We start from the raw sequence: 13,177 nt of genomic DNA, 5'->3' as shown, positions 1-13,177 counted from the left end.
AGGGGTGTCGCGATCTATCGTGTTTGGGTACGCTGCTGCCGTGGACCTTCAGAAGCACGCACCGCAGCAGGACAACGCACCGGCGCCCGCCGAGTTGCGGGCCTCGGACGCCGACCGTGACCGCATAGCCGAGCTTCTGCGCGAGGCCCTGGCCGAGGGCCGGCTGACCGCCGAGGAGCACGCCGAGCGGGTCGAGGGCGTGCTGGCCGCCAAGACGGTGGGGGAGCTCGAGACCTTCGTCCGGGACCTCCCGGCCGGCCACCAGCGCCGCCCCGCCCCCGCCCCGAGCCGCCCCACCGCCGGCGCCATCCCGGTCGACCCCGACGACAACGTGGTCGCGGTGTTCAGCGCCGCCGTCCGCAGGGGCCGCTGGCGCGCCGGCCGCCGCATCCACGCGTATGCGATCTTCGGCAGCGTGGAGATCGACCTCAGCGAGGCGCTCTTCGACCACCAGCAGGTGGTGATCAAGGCGTTCTCCGTCTTCGGCAACGTCGAGGTCCGCGTCCCGGAGAACGTCTCGCTGCGCGGCCTGGGCGGCGGCGTGCTCGGCAACTTCGAGGTGGCCTCGCTCGACGCGGAGGACCCGGAGGCGCCGGTGGTCTACGTCGACGGCTGGGCGGTCCTGGGCAACGTGGAGGCGCGCCCGAAGCGCGGCAAGCTGGTCGCCGACATCCTGGACCGGGTGCAGCGCTCGCTGGACCGCGCGCACCATCGAGGCATGCGCAAGCATCTCGGCCACTGACGGCGAGCGTGAAACGTTCCAGCGGTCACTGACGCAAGCGCGAGCGTCTCGGCGGGCGCGAGCGTCGCGGCGGGCGGCGAGGGCAACCCTCAACGTCTCGGCCCCTGAGGCGACTTCGGGCATCCCGGTCACCGGCGGCGACTGTGGACATCGGTCACTGGGACGCACGCGGACTCCGGCCACCGGCTGCCGTCTGGCCGCCGACAGCGACCGCAGATATCCGGCCAACGACAGGTATCGGTCACCGACCGACACCGCACGCCGACGACGACCGACGACGGCCGAAGGCATCAGGTCACCCGCGACCGCACGCCTCCCGGCCGCGGGTGACGTACGCCCGTCGGCGGGGCGGCAAACGGCCTTCCCCGCGGCCTCCCGTGCCACTGAACGCGGTTTCCGTACCGGGCGGTTGGGGACTCAGTGCATAGGCACGCGCACAACGGGTAAGCCTTGCTGCATCGTCTCCAGGAGGGCGCCGCGGGACTCACGCGGAGCCCGGCACGCCCGGCACGCCCGCTCGCGGCGTTGCCGAACCGCCCTCGCGGGCCGGCCGCGGGGGACGGCTCGGCGCTGCGGTCGGACGCACCGGTCACACCGGGCTCATCACGTGGATCCCGCAGCACTCTCCAGCCGCGAAGCCGTCGTCAGGAGTTGACCGTGCTGCAACCGCCGCATTCGTCCCTGCAGGTAGCTGCCGTTCCGGCCCAGCGGGTGCCAGCGCGAGACAGGGACCAAGACACCCCCTGGCACACCGAGGCGGTGTGCCGCCGCGACGAGGCCGGTCTGTTCTTCGCCCCGTCGAAGGAACCCACCGCGGCCCGCCTCTCCCGCGAGGAGGCGGCCAAGCGGGTCTGCGCCCGCTGTCCGGTCATGGTGGAGTGCCGCGAACACGCCCTTCTCCAGCCCGAGCCCTACGGCGTCTGGGGCGGACTGACCGCGGCCGAGCGTCGCGTGGTCCTGGCCCGCCGCCGGCGGCGCGAGATGGAGCTGAAGAAGGCCGCGCGCACGACGAACCGCATAGCCGCGGCCGGCTGAGCCCCGCACGAGGCGATCGCACGCGACAGCCGCACGCGACAACGACCCGAGACCCCCGAGACCGGTACGAGAACGCTCGCACGAGAAGCGACCGCACGAGACAACAGCACGAGAAGCGACCGCACGAGACAACTGCGCGAGGCAGCCGCAGGAGGCAGCCGCACGGGAACGGCCGTACGGCCCCGGCCGTACGGAAAGGGCACCCCCTCCGCACAGGGGGTGCCCTTTCATGTGGCCGGGCCGAGGCCCTGCCTCACTTGGCCCGGTCGAAGTCGATCGCGCTGTAGGCCCGCAGCTTGCTCAGCCGGTGCTCGGAGTCGATCCGCCGCACGGTCCCCGACTTGGAGCGCATCACGATGGAGTCGGTGGTGGCCGTCTCCGACCGGTACCGCACGCCCCGCAGCAGCTCGCCGTCGGTGATGCCGGTGGCCACGAAGAACACGTTGTCCCCGGTGACCAGGTCCTCCGTCGTCAGCACCTTGTCCAGGTCGTGCCCCGCGTCGATGGCCCGCTGCCGCTCCTCGTCGTCCTTGGGCCAGAGCTTGCCCTGGATCGTCCCGCCCAGGCACTTCACGGCACAGGCAGAGATGATGCCCTCGGGGGTGCCGCCGATGCCGAGCAGCAGGTCGATGCCGGTGCCCTCGCGCAGCGCCAGGATCGAGCCCGCCACGTCACCGTCGGAGATCAGCTTGATGCGCGCCCCGGTCTCCCGGATCTCCTTGATGATGCCCTCGTGCCGCGGCCGGTCCAGGATCACCACGGTGACGTCCTCGGGCGTGACCCGCTTCGCCTTGGCGACCCGGCGGATGTTCACGCTCACCGGCGCGTTGATGTCGACGAAGTCCGCCGCCTCCGGACCGGTGACCAGCTTGTCCATGTAGAAGACCGCGGACGGGTCGAACATCGAGCCGCGCTCGGCCGCCGCCAGCACCGCGATGGCGTTGGTCATGCCCTTGGCGGTCAGCGTCGTGCCGTCGATCGGGTCGACGGCGATGTCGCACTCCGGTCCGGTCCCGTCACCCACGCGCTCGCCGTTGTAGAGCATCGGGGCCTCGTCCTTCTCGCCCTCGCCGATGACGACCACGCCGTTCATCGAGACGGTGGAGACGAGGGTGCGCATGGCGCGCACCGCGGCCCCGTCGGCGCCGTTCTTGTCGCCCCGGCCGACCCAGCGGCCGGCGGCCATCGCCGCGGCCTCCGTCACCCGCACCAGTTCCAGGGCGAGGTTGCGGTCGGGGGCCTCGGAGGGCACATCGAGCTCGGACGGCAAATGGTGATGATCGGTCATCGGAGCGCACCTTTCTGTACGACGACGGCCGGATGAGGGTGTGGGGCCGACTCTATCGTTAGGCAGACAAAATGAGCAGGGGACCCCACGGATGAGCGCTCCGGACACCTGCGACGATAGGGGCGTGGCAGGAAAGAGCAGCGTGCAGAAGTCGGCCCGGGACATGATCCTCTCCCTGGGCCTCATCGGTCTTGTCGCGGGAGTGGTCTGGCTGTTCCTCCCGCACGACGACAGCGACCCGGAGCTGAAGCGGGTCGACTACAGGGTCGAGCTGCTCACCGCCCGCCGCGCCGCCTCCTACCCGGTGGCCGCCCCCGAGGGCCTGCCGAAGGCCTGGAAGGCGACCTCCGTGCGCTACCGCGGCGAGGAGGACGAGGCCTGGCACCTCGGCTTCCACACCGCGGACGGCGAGTACATCGGGGTCGAGCAGTCCACGCGCAAGCCGGTGCTCTTCATCGAGGAGGCGACCCAGGGCGCCGAGAAGACGGACGTCACCCAGAAGATCAACGGCCAGACCTGGACGCGCTACGACGGCGACCACTACGACGCGCTGGTCCTCCAGGGCAAGGACGGTGCGACCACCGTGGTGACCGGCACGGCACCCTTCGGGCAGCTGACGAAGATGGCGCAGGCGCTGCGCACCGAGTGAGCCCCCGGCCGGAGCCACGGGACAGGGCCCTCGCGGATCGATCCGCGAGGGCCCTGTCCCGTGACCGGCCGAGCCGTGCGGCCACCCGGTTTTTGTGCGTGCCGTGGTACGTCCGGCGGGGTCAGACCTCGCTGACGACCTGCTCGTACTCCAGCCGCGGGCTGCGCGGGAACCATGCGTCCGGGCCCGGGCGGCCGATGTTGACGATCATCAGCGGGGTGTGGTCGTCGTCCAGGAACTCCTTGCGGACGCCCTCGTGGTCGAACCCGGTCATCGGCCCGGCGGCCAGCCCCGCGGCCCGCACGCCGACGATGAAGTACCCGGCCTGGAGGGCGGCGTTCAGCGCGGCGGAGTTCTCCCGCACCGGGCGCTCGGCGAAGAAGAGGTCCTTGGCCTGCGGGAAGTGCGGCAGCAGGGCGGGCAGTTCCTCGTGGAACTCGTTGTCCGCGGAGAGGATCGCGACCAGCGGCGCGGACGCGGTCTTGGCCCGGTTGCCCTCGGACAGGTGCGGCAGCAGCCGCTCGCGGGCCTCGGGGGAGCGGACCAGGGTGATGCGCAGCGGGCACTGGTTGAAGGCGGTGGGACCGTACTTGACCAGGTCGTAGATCGCCCGCATCTGCTCGTCGGTCACCGGTTCATCGGTGAACGTGTTGGCGGTGCGCGCCTCGCGGAACAGCAGATCCTGGGCGGCCGGGTCAAGAGCGAGTGACATACGTGAACCTTCTCGGTGGTGCGATGGACGCAGCCGACCGTACGCCCGGTGAATTTCAATGCTCAATAAAAACCGGATCGCGGTGATCCACTTCACAGGTTCCGCCACAGGTTCCGCGCCAGGACACTGCTACAGGCATGTGGGACACCGAGACGACGGCGGCTACTCGCCCTCGCCCGCGTCCTCGGCCTCCGCGTCGTCGGCCTCCTCCGCCAGCGCCGCGTCCAGCCGGGCCCGGGCGCCCTCCAGCCAGCGCCGGCACACCTTGGCCAGCTCCTCGCCGCGCTCCCACAGCGCCAACGACTCCTCCAGCGTCGTACCGCCCGCCTCCAGGCGCCGCACGACCTCGATCAGCTCGTCCCGAGCCTGCTCGTACCCCAGTGCCTCGGCCACCGCCGCCTGCTCCGTCCCGCCGGTCACCGTCTGCTCCGTCTCGCCGGTCATCAGCCCACCCTACGCATCCACGCGGACCGTGAACTCGCCCTCCGACACCCGGGCCCGCAGGGCCTCACCGGGCTGCACCTCCGCCGCCGCGCGCACCGCGTGCCCGTCGGACCGCTGGAGCACGGCGTATCCGCGCTTCAGCGTCGCCGCGGGGGAGAGGGCCACCACCCGCGCATGCGTATGGGTCAGCTCCGAGTCCGCCCGGTCGAGCTGGTGCCGCAGACAGCGCCGGCCCCGCTCGATCAGTGCGGTGACCTCCTCCGCACGGACGTCGATCATCCGGTGCGGATCCTGTATCGAGGGCCGGGCCAGAGCCTGCGCCAGGCCCCGCTCCTCGCGGTCCAGGAACGCCTCCACACAGCGCCGCGCCCGGTCCCGCAGCATCCGTACCCGCTCGAACTCCTCACCCACATCCGGCACGACCTTCTTGGCCGCGTCCGTGGGCGTGGAGGCGCGCAGATCGGCGACGAGGTCGAGCAGCGGATTGTCCGGCTCGTGGCCGATCGCCGAGACCACCGGCGTACGGCAGGCGGCCACCGCGCGCACCAGCTGCTCGTCGGAGAACGGCAGCAGATCCTCCACGCTGCCGCCGCCGCGCGCCACGATGATCACGTCCACCTCGTCGATGTCGTCCAGCTCCTTCACCGCCTGGACGACCCCCGGCACCGCGTGCACCCCCTGCACCGCCACATTGCGCACCTCGAAACGGACCGCGGGCCAGCGGTGCCGGGCGTTCTCCAGTACGTCCCGCTCGGCGGCCGAGGCGCGCCCGCACACCAGCCCGATCAGCTGCGGCAGGAACGGCAGCGGCTTCTTGCGCTCCGGCGCGAACAGACCCTCCCGCGCCAGCGACTTCTTCAGCTGCTCCAGCCTGGCCAGCAGCTCCCCGACCCCCACCGGCCGGATCTCGGCCGCCCGCAGCGACAGCTGCCCGCGCGGCGCGTACCACTCCGGCTTGCAGTGCACGATCACCCGCGCACCCTCGCTCACCACGTCCGCCACCGCGTCGAACACCTGCCGGCGGCAGGTCACGCCCACGGAGATGTCGTACGACGGGTCCCGCAGGGTCAGGAACACCATGCCCGCGCCCGGCCGCCGCGACAGCTGGGTGATCTGCCCCTCGACCCACACCGCGCCGAGCCGGTCGATCCACCCTCCGATGAGCCGCGACACCTCGCTGACCGGCAGGGGCGCTTCCGCAGACGTTGTGACAGCCATGCCCGCGAGAGTAGTGCGCCGCACCGACAACGCACCGTGACCGCCCCGCGACCGCCCCTCCGCGCCGCCCCGCGACCGCCCCTTCGCGCCGCCCTGTGCCGCGCCGCGCTGGGTCCCGCTGCCGCCGCTGATCCGGACGGCAGGACCTGGCCCTTACGATGGACCGCATGACTGCTTCGCCTGGCCGCCGTGTCCTGCTCGCCGCCCCCCGGGGCTACTGCGCGGGTGTGGACCGCGCCGTGATCGCCGTCGAGAAGGCTCTCGAGCAGTACGGGCCCCCCGTCTACGTCCGGCACGAGATCGTGCACAACAAGTACGTCGTGCAGACCCTGGAGAAGAAGGGCGCCATCTTCGTCGAACGGACGGAGGAGGTCCCGCCGGGCAACATCGTGATGTTCTCCGCGCACGGCGTGGCGCCCGTCGTCCACGAGGAGGCCCGGCGCGGCCGGCTCGCCACCATCGACGCCACCTGCCCGCTGGTCACCAAGGTCCACAAGGAAGCGGTCCGGTTCGCCAAGGAGGACTACGACATCCTCCTGATCGGGCACGAGGGCCACGAGGAGGTCATCGGCACCTCCGGCGAAGCCCCCGAGCACATCCAGCTGGTCGACGGCCCCGGCGACGTGGAGAAGGTCGAGGTCCGCGACCCGAACAAGGTCGTCTGGCTCTCCCAGACCACGCTCAGCGTCGACGAGACCATGGAGACCGTCGACGCCCTCAAGGAGAAGTTCCCGCAGCTGGTATCGCCGCCCAGCGACGACATCTGCTACGCCACGCAGAACCGCCAGCTCGCGGTCAAGCAGATGGGCGCCCAGGCCGACCTGGTGATCGTGGTCGGCTCCCGCAACTCCTCCAACTCCAAGCGGCTGGTCGAGGTCGCCAAGCTCGCCGGCGCCCGCGAGGCCTACCTGGTGGACTTCGCCGACGAGATCGACGAGGCCTGGCTGGAGGGCGTCACCACGGTCGGCGTCACCTCGGGCGCCTCGGTGCCGGAGGTGCTGGTCGAGCAGGTGCTGGAGTGGCTCGCCCAGCGCGGCTTCGAGGACGTGGAGATCGTCAAGGCCGCCGAGGAGTCCATCACCTTCTCGCTGCCCAAGGAGCTGCGCCGCGACCTGCGCGAGGAGGCCGCCGCCCTGGTGGCCGAGCGCGGCGGCGCCGGGAGCGGCGAGCCCGCGGCCGAGTGACCCCGGCGGCCACCCCGGCCGTCACGGAAAGTGTCGCATCGTCACGGAGGGTGCTGGAGGTCACGGAGATCGACTCCGTGGCCTTCCGTGGTCCGTCGTAACGTAAGGCTATGCAGATCTTCGGCGTGGACATCGGCGGATCCGGGATCAAGGGCGCCCCGGTCGACCTGGACAAGGGGGACCTGGCGCAGGAGCGTCACAAGATCCTCACCCCGCACCCGGCCACGCCCGACGCGGTGGCCGACGGCGTCAAGCAGGTCGTCGACCACTTCGGCTGGACCGGCCCGGTCGGCATCACCTTCCCCGGCGTGGTCACCGACGGCGCCACCATCCGTACCGCCGCCAACGTCGACAAGAGCTGGGTCGACACCGACGCCCGCGTCCTGCTCGGGGACCGTCTCGGCGGCCTGCCGGTGACCGTGGTCAACGACGCGGACGCCGCCGGCATCGCCGAGATGCACTTCGGCGCCGGGCGCCACCGCCGGGGCACGGTCATCGTGCTGACCTTCGGCACCGGTATCGGCAGCGCCCTGTTCACGGACGGCGTCCTCGTCCCCAACACCGAGCTCGGCCATCTGGAGCTGCGCGGCCACGACGCGGAGAAGCGCGCCTCCAGCAAGGCCAAGGAGGACCACGACCTGTCCTGGGAGGAGTGGGCGCGCCGGGTGAAGAAGTACCTGGCCCACGTCGAGATGCTGTTCTCGCCGGAGCTGTTCATCATCGGCGGCGGCGTCAGCCGCAAGGCGCACAAGTTCCTGCCGCACCTCAAGGGCATCAAGGCCGAGATCGTCCCCGCCCAGTTGCAGAACAACGCGGGCATCGTAGGGGCGGCGATGCGGGCGGCCACCGGGGTCTGACCCGAACGACGACCGGGGGTCTGCCCCCGAGCGCCGGCGCCGGTACCCGGGTCCGCCCCTCGGACACTCCCGCGTGGATCACCCTCTCGCGCATCAACTCGGCCGGGACACCTCCGCGTGCGTCACCCCCCCGCGGGGATCCTCTGCGTACGCGTCCGGTCACCGGCGTACACGCCCTGACCCGGACCCGCGCCCTGCCCCGGCCCCGCGCCCGAACCCGGCCCTCCGCCCGGCCCTCCGCTCCCGGCCGATCATGCGCACCCGCCGCACCAGAACGATCACCCCCGCCGCCAGCGTCCCCCCGTACAGCCACCCGGCCTGGGTGGCGAGGCCGGTCACCAGCCCCATCAGCCTGCTGCCCGTGCTGCCGTCGCCCCGCTCGGCGACCGGCACCAGCCCCACCAGGAAGCCGACCGGCACCACCACCGGCGCCGCGAGCAGATCACCGCGCCGCACCCACAGGGCCGTCAGCGCGCACACCGGCAGGAACAGCACCCCGTAGACCGTCTGGGCCGCGCGCCCGAACAGCGCGCCGGCGAGCAGACCGAGCACCAGCAGCGCCGCGACACAGAAGAGCCCCGTGCCGAGCCCGGTGAGCCGGGGACCGGGAAACCGGCGGGCGACCGCGGCTGAGGTGGCAGCGGCTGGCCGGCGCTGTGCGGGACGCGGCGCGCGGGACGCCGGCCGGGGCGCTTGCGGGGACCGGGAGACGCCGCCCCCGGCGGCCCGCCCCGCCTGCGGAGGCACCGGCGTCGGCTTTCCGGCCACCTGACCCGGCTTCCTGGCCGCCGCCTGCCCCGGCGCACGGGCCGACGGCGGTGCCGCCCTGGCCTGCCGAGCGGCTCTGCCCGCCCCGGAAGGCCTGGCCTGCGGCCCGTCCCGTCGCGGCGGGTACTGCGCGGATCGCGTCCTCGGTTGCTCCACCGGACCAACTTAGGTCGGTTTATGTGTCGAATAGCCCGACAGACACGCCGGGGCGACGGCACGACCAGGCGTTCGATACGCCGCCGGGGTGGGCGCGGTCACGCCGTAGACTGGTGGATCGGCCCGCGCGGACCAGTCGGCCAGGCCGAGCAGCCCCCATCCTGACCAATCCTGATCCAGTCCTCATCCTCACGTACGGGAAGTTGCAACGTGTCGCTCACGATCGGAATCGTCGGTCTGCCGAATGTCGGCAAGTCGACCCTGTTCAACGCCCTGACCAAGAACGACGTGCTGGCGGCCAACTACCCGTTCGCCACCATCGAGCCGAACGTCGGCGTGGTCGGCGTCCCCGACCCCCGGCTGCAGAAGCTGGCGGAGATCTTCGGCTCGCAGCGGATCCTCCCGGCGACGGTCGACTTCGTGGACATCGCGGGCATCGTGCGCGGAGCCTCCGAGGGCGAGGGCCTGGGCAACAAGTTCCTGGCGAACATCCGTGAGTCCGACGCGATCTGCCAGGTCATCCGCGCCTTCAAGGACGAGAACGTCGTGCACGTGGACGGCAAGGTCTCGCCGAAGGACGACATCGAGACGATCAACACCGAGCTGATCCTGGCCGACCTGCAGACCATCGAGAAGGTCCTGCCGCGCCTGCAGAAGGAGTCGCGGATCAAGAAGGACGTGGCGCCCAAGGTCGAGGCGGTCGAGGAGGCCAAGGAGATCCTGGAGAAGGGCGACACCCTCTTCTCGCAGGGCATCGTCCAGGGCAGCGAGCGCGCCGAGCTCCTGCACGACCTGCACCTGCTCACCACCAAGCCGTTCCTCTATGTCTTCAACGTCGACGAGGACGAGCTGGTCGACGAGGACTTCAAGAACGAGCAGCGCGCGCTGGTCGCCCCCGCCGAGGCGATCTTCCTCAACGCCAAGCTGGAGGCGGACCTCGCCGAGCTGGACGAGGAGGAGGCCCTGGAGCTGCTCCAGTCCGTCGGCCAGGACGAGCCCGGCCTCGCCACCCTCGCCCGCGTCGGCTTCCAGACCCTCGGCCTGCAGACCTACCTCACCGCCGGCCCCAAGGAGACCCGCGCCTGGACCATCAAGAAGGGCGCGACCGCGCCGGAGGCCGCCGGAGTCATCCACACCGACTTCCAGAAGGGTTTCATCAAGGCAGAGGTCATCTCCTTCGACGACCTCGTCGAGGCCGGCTCGGTCGCCGAGGCCCGCGCCCGCGGCAAGGCCCGCATGGAGGGCAAGGACTACGTGATGCAGGACGGCGACGTGGTGGAGTTCCGCTTCAACGTCTGAGGGTTCGTCACGCCTCGCCGGCCGCTTCGGCGGGTGCGGCACGGCAAGGGGCCGGCTCACGGCAGAGCAGGCCCCTTGCCGTGCCCGCAGGGGTGCAGAGCCGGACATCCCGACGGGGCGGCCGGCGCCCGATCTTCGCACGCACGAGGAGATCGGCGGTGTCTTGATCTGGCCGGTGGCCACCGGCGTGACATCAGGTCCCGGCCCTAGTCTTGATCGCATGTCAGCGATCCGTCTTCTCGTGCTGGGCGCGGTGCGCCAGCACGGGCGGGCCCACGGCTACCAGGTGCGCAACGACCTGGAGTACTGGGGCGCGCACGAGTGGTCCAACGCCAAGCCGGGGTCGATCTACCACGCCCTGAAGCAGATGGCGAAGCAGGGGCTGCTGCACGCGCACGAGGTCGCGCCGTCCACGGCCGGCGGGCCTCCGCGCACGGAGTACGAGCTCACGGACAAGGGCACCGAGGAGTACTTCAGGCTGGTGCGCGAGGCGCTGACCTCGTACGACCAGAAGCCGGACGTCCTCGCCTCGGCACTCGGCTTCATCGTCGATCTGGAGCGCGAGGAGGCGCTGAAACTGCTGCGCGACCGGGTGCAGTCCATCCAGGAGTGGCGCAGGTCGGTCACCGAGTACTACCTGCCCGAGGGCGGACCCGGTCAGCTCGGGCACATCGGCGAGATCATGAACCTGTGGGTCCACTCGGCCGACGTCGGAGAGGTGTGGACCCGCGGGCTCATCGAGCGCATAGAGCGCGGTGCCTACACCTTCGCGGGTGAGGGCGAGCCGTTCCGTGAGACGCACGCCGTCCTCTCGCAAGGGGAGAGCAATCCCTACGCCACGGGGGAACGGCACCCGGAGGACGAACGGTGACGTGCTCCGCCTCCTCGGCAGGTGAACGGGCCGGTCGGCTTTCCCAGCTAATCAAGTTTGACCAGTGTGCGGTGCGGTGCTACTTTGTGCGGCCGAACAGTAGTCAAGCTTGACTACGCGACTCGAAGGAGACGCATGACCGACGCGATCGTCGTCGACGGCGTACGCAAGCGATACGGGGAGAAGGCCGCTCTGGACGATCTGCACCTGACGGTCGGACGCGGCACGGTCCATGGCCTGCTGGGTCCGAACGGTGCGGGCAAGACCACCACCGTGCGGGTGCTGACCACACTGCTGCGGCCGGACTCCGGACGCGCGACGGTGGCTGGGTACGACGTCGTGCGGCAGGCCGACCAGGTGCGCCGGCGCATCGGCCTGCTCGGCCAGCACGCAGCGCTGGACGAGGAGCTGGGCGGTCGGCAGAACCTGGAGATGTTCGGGCGCCTCTACCACCTGGGCGCCCGCCGCGCCCGGACCCGGGCCGGCGAACTGCTGGAGCGCTTCGGCCTCGCCGACACCGGCAGCAAGGCGGTCAAGCACTACAGCGGTGGCATGAGGCGGCGGCTCGACCTGGCCGCCTCGCTGATCACCGAGCCGGACGTGCTGTTCCTCGACGAGCCGACCACCGGGCTCGACCCGCGCAGCCGGGCCGAGGTGTGGGCCTCGGTGCGCTCTCTCGTGGGCGGTGGCACGACCGTACTGCTCACCACTCAGTATCTGGAGGAGGCCGACCAGCTGGCCGACCGCATCTCGGTGGTCGACCACGGCCGGGTCATCGCCGACGGCAGCGCCGACGAGCTGAAGGCCCGCACCGGCGGTGACCGCATCGACGTCGTCCTGCGCGACGCCGGTCAGCTGGGCACGGCGGTGGCGCTGCTGCCGATCGATGCCGATGACGTCTCGGTGGACGTCGACCGCCGCCTGTTCAGCGCTCCGGTCGCCGACCGGATGAGTGCGCTGACCCAGGTCGTACGGGCCCTGGAAGAGGCGGGCATCGAGGCCGAGGACATCGCGCTGCGCAGGCCGACGCTGGACGAGGTGTTCCTGCATCTGACGGGCCGTTCGGAGGACGCGGCGACGGACACTGTTCGAACCAGGGAGGTCGTATGAGCGCGGTCGGCGCAGTGGACACGGCACGCGGGGAGAGCGGCGGCAAGGTCGCGCTCGCCCTGAGCGACTCCTGGACGATGACGCGCCGGGAGCTGGCCCACTGGGCGCGGCAGCCGGTCCAGGTGGCCGTCAGCGTGGTCTTCCCCGTGATGATCCTGCTGATGTTCGGCTATCTGATCGGCGGCGGCCGGGGTGTCGAGGGGAAGTACATCGACTACCTGGTGCCCGGAACGCTCGCTCTCACCATGGCCTTCGGCCTGGAGAGCACGATGATCGCCGTCACGCAGGACCTCAACAAGGGCGTGATCGACCGGTTCCGCTCCATGCCTATGGCCAATGGCGCCGTACTGGTGGGCCGTTCGGTCGCGGACATGCTGCAGTCGGCGGTCGCACTCGCCGTGATGATCGGCGTCGGGTACGCGATCGGATGGCGGACACACTCCTCGGCGGGCCAGTTCATGGCGGCCGTGGGGCTGTTGCTGCTGTTCCGGTTCGCGATGCTGTGGATCGGCATCGAACTCGCGCTGGTCGCGGGCAAGCCGGAGATGGTGCAGGCCGTGCAGATCCTGGTCTGGCCCGTCGGCTTCCTCTCCAACGCCATCGCGACCCCCGAGTCCATGCCGGACTGGCTGGGCACGGTCGTCGAATGGAACCCCATGTCCCAGACCGCGACGGCGGTGCGCGAGCTGTTCAGCGGTCGCGGTGCCGACTCCGGCGAGATCTGGGCCGCTGTGATCTGGCCGCTTGCACTGTTCGCGGTGTTCTTCCCGCTGGCATTGCGGCGGTTCGGGGCCCTGAGCAAGTAACGGCGCACCCCCCGTTGCGCCCTGCTCAGTGGTGAGGG

At 71.0% G+C, this 13,177-nt stretch carries 14 protein-coding genes; 9 read left to right on the top strand and 5 right to left on the bottom strand.

Features of this window, described 5'->3' with window-relative positions:
- Nucleotides 1-40 precede the first annotated feature (40 nt).
- Nucleotides 41-742, top strand: a complete 702-nt coding sequence (locus tag ABD207_RS19965) for a DUF1707 SHOCT-like domain-containing protein (protein ID WP_344014463.1) — start codon at nucleotides 41-43, stop codon at nucleotides 740-742.
- 657 nt (nucleotides 743-1,399) lie between these two features.
- Nucleotides 1,400-1,777: a WhiB family transcriptional regulator gene (locus ABD207_RS19960; RefSeq protein ID WP_167994305.1), complete on the top strand. Its 378-nt coding sequence runs from the start codon at nucleotides 1,400-1,402 to the stop codon at nucleotides 1,775-1,777.
- Nucleotides 1,778-2,030: 253 nt separating this feature from the next.
- On the opposite strand, the gene glpX is transcribed toward ABD207_RS19960, so the two are convergent.
- On the bottom strand, nucleotides 2,031-3,065 hold the full coding sequence (gene glpX, locus ABD207_RS19955; protein ID WP_343997613.1) for a class II fructose-bisphosphatase: 1,035 nt from the start codon (nucleotides 3,063-3,065) through the stop codon (nucleotides 2,031-2,033).
- A gap of 91 nt (nucleotides 3,066-3,156) precedes the next feature.
- Between glpX and ABD207_RS19950 the strand changes: the two genes are divergently transcribed.
- A complete protein-coding gene (locus ABD207_RS19950) occupies nucleotides 3,157-3,714 on the top strand; it encodes a DUF4245 domain-containing protein (RefSeq protein WP_425580759.1) in 558 nt (185 codons plus the stop codon).
- A gap of 121 nt (nucleotides 3,715-3,835) precedes the next feature.
- Here the strand turns inward: ABD207_RS19950 and ABD207_RS19945 are convergent, their stop codons facing one another.
- From ABD207_RS19945 to xseA, 3 genes are all read right to left on the bottom strand, one after another.
- The gene (locus ABD207_RS19945; RefSeq protein ID WP_344014461.1) at nucleotides 3,836-4,426 is read right to left on the bottom strand and encodes a malonic semialdehyde reductase; all 591 of its coding nucleotides are present in this window, start codon (nucleotides 4,424-4,426) and stop codon (nucleotides 3,836-3,838) included.
- A 162-nt stretch (nucleotides 4,427-4,588) separates the two neighbouring features.
- A complete protein-coding gene (locus tag ABD207_RS19940) occupies nucleotides 4,589-4,870 on the bottom strand; it encodes an exodeoxyribonuclease VII small subunit (protein ID WP_344014460.1) in 282 nt (93 codons plus the stop codon).
- Nucleotides 4,871-4,879: 9 nt separating this feature from the next.
- Nucleotides 4,880-6,088, bottom strand: a complete 1,209-nt coding sequence (xseA, locus tag ABD207_RS19935; RefSeq protein ID WP_344014459.1) for an exodeoxyribonuclease VII large subunit — start codon at nucleotides 6,086-6,088, stop codon at nucleotides 4,880-4,882.
- Nucleotides 6,089-6,246: 158 nt separating this feature from the next.
- Here xseA and ABD207_RS19930 point away from each other — a divergent pair, with 158 nt between their 5' ends.
- Both ABD207_RS19930 and ppgK read left to right on the top strand, forming a co-directional pair.
- Nucleotides 6,247-7,272 carry a 4-hydroxy-3-methylbut-2-enyl diphosphate reductase gene (locus ABD207_RS19930; RefSeq protein ID WP_206317308.1) on the top strand — a complete coding sequence of 342 codons (1,026 nt, stop codon included), beginning with the start codon at nucleotides 6,247-6,249 and terminating at the stop codon, nucleotides 7,270-7,272.
- 110 nt (nucleotides 7,273-7,382) lie between these two features.
- Nucleotides 7,383-8,129 carry a polyphosphate--glucose phosphotransferase gene (gene ppgK, locus ABD207_RS19925; protein WP_344014458.1) on the top strand — a complete coding sequence of 249 codons (747 nt, stop codon included), beginning with the start codon at nucleotides 7,383-7,385 and terminating at the stop codon, nucleotides 8,127-8,129.
- 159 nt (nucleotides 8,130-8,288) lie between these two features.
- On the opposite strand, the gene ABD207_RS19920 is transcribed toward ppgK, so the two are convergent.
- On the bottom strand, nucleotides 8,289-8,897 hold the full coding sequence (locus ABD207_RS19920; RefSeq protein WP_344014457.1) for a DUF6542 domain-containing protein: 609 nt from the start codon (nucleotides 8,895-8,897) through the stop codon (nucleotides 8,289-8,291).
- A gap of 366 nt (nucleotides 8,898-9,263) precedes the next feature.
- Between ABD207_RS19920 and ychF the strand changes: the two genes are divergently transcribed.
- The 4 genes from ychF (at nucleotide 9,264) to ABD207_RS19900 (ending at nucleotide 13,139) form a co-directional block, all read left to right on the top strand.
- Nucleotides 9,264-10,352 carry a redox-regulated ATPase YchF gene (gene ychF / locus ABD207_RS19915; RefSeq protein ID WP_344014456.1) on the top strand — a complete coding sequence of 363 codons (1,089 nt, stop codon included), beginning with the start codon at nucleotides 9,264-9,266 and terminating at the stop codon, nucleotides 10,350-10,352.
- 220 nt (nucleotides 10,353-10,572) lie between these two features.
- Nucleotides 10,573-11,223, top strand: coding sequence for a PadR family transcriptional regulator (locus ABD207_RS19910; protein WP_344014455.1), 651 nt, complete (start codon nucleotides 10,573-10,575; stop codon nucleotides 11,221-11,223).
- A gap of 135 nt (nucleotides 11,224-11,358) precedes the next feature.
- On the top strand, nucleotides 11,359-12,333 hold the full coding sequence (locus ABD207_RS19905; protein WP_344014454.1) for an ATP-binding cassette domain-containing protein: 975 nt from the start codon (nucleotides 11,359-11,361) through the stop codon (nucleotides 12,331-12,333).
- Complete coding sequence (locus ABD207_RS19900) at nucleotides 12,330-13,139, top strand: ABC transporter permease (protein ID WP_344014453.1); 810 nt, start codon at nucleotides 12,330-12,332, stop codon at nucleotides 13,137-13,139. Before ABD207_RS19905 ends, ABD207_RS19900 begins: the two co-directional genes overlap by 4 nt.
- The last annotated feature ends 38 nt before the right edge of the window (nucleotides 13,140-13,177 follow it).

Source organism: Streptomyces thermospinosisporus, from assembly GCF_039526425.1.
Taxonomy (GTDB): Bacteria; Actinomycetota; Actinomycetes; order Streptomycetales; family Streptomycetaceae; genus Streptomyces; species Streptomyces thermocarboxydovorans.
Note: the sequence above shows the minus strand (reverse complement) of the source record. Positions and strands in the feature narration are given on the sequence as shown.

What these genes read in the sequence shown, in the direction of transcription:
- glpX (WP_343997613.1), bottom strand. Translation starts at nt 3,065, where the DNA reads ATGACCGATCATCACCATTTGCCGTCCGAGCTCGATGTGCCCTCCGAG.
- ABD207_RS19950 (WP_425580759.1), top strand. Translation starts at nt 3,157, where the DNA reads ATGAGCGCTCCGGACACCTGCGACGATAGGGGCGTGGCAGGAAAGAGC.
- ABD207_RS19945 (WP_344014461.1), bottom strand. Translation starts at nt 4,426, where the DNA reads ATGTCACTCGCTCTTGACCCGGCCGCCCAGGATCTGCTGTTCCGCGAG.
- ABD207_RS19940 (WP_344014460.1), bottom strand. Translation starts at nt 4,870, where the DNA reads ATGACCGGCGAGACGGAGCAGACGGTGACCGGCGGGACGGAGCAGGCG.
- xseA (WP_344014459.1), bottom strand. Translation starts at nt 6,088, where the DNA reads ATGGCTGTCACAACGTCTGCGGAAGCGCCCCTGCCGGTCAGCGAGGTG.
- ABD207_RS19930 (WP_206317308.1), top strand. Translation starts at nt 6,247, where the DNA reads ATGGACCGCATGACTGCTTCGCCTGGCCGCCGTGTCCTGCTCGCCGCC.
- ppgK (WP_344014458.1), top strand. Translation starts at nt 7,383, where the DNA reads ATGCAGATCTTCGGCGTGGACATCGGCGGATCCGGGATCAAGGGCGCC.
- ABD207_RS19910 (WP_344014455.1), top strand. Translation starts at nt 10,573, where the DNA reads ATGTCAGCGATCCGTCTTCTCGTGCTGGGCGCGGTGCGCCAGCACGGG.
- ABD207_RS19905 (WP_344014454.1), top strand. Translation starts at nt 11,359, where the DNA reads ATGACCGACGCGATCGTCGTCGACGGCGTACGCAAGCGATACGGGGAG.
- ABD207_RS19900 (WP_344014453.1), top strand. Translation starts at nt 12,330, where the DNA reads ATGAGCGCGGTCGGCGCAGTGGACACGGCACGCGGGGAGAGCGGCGGC.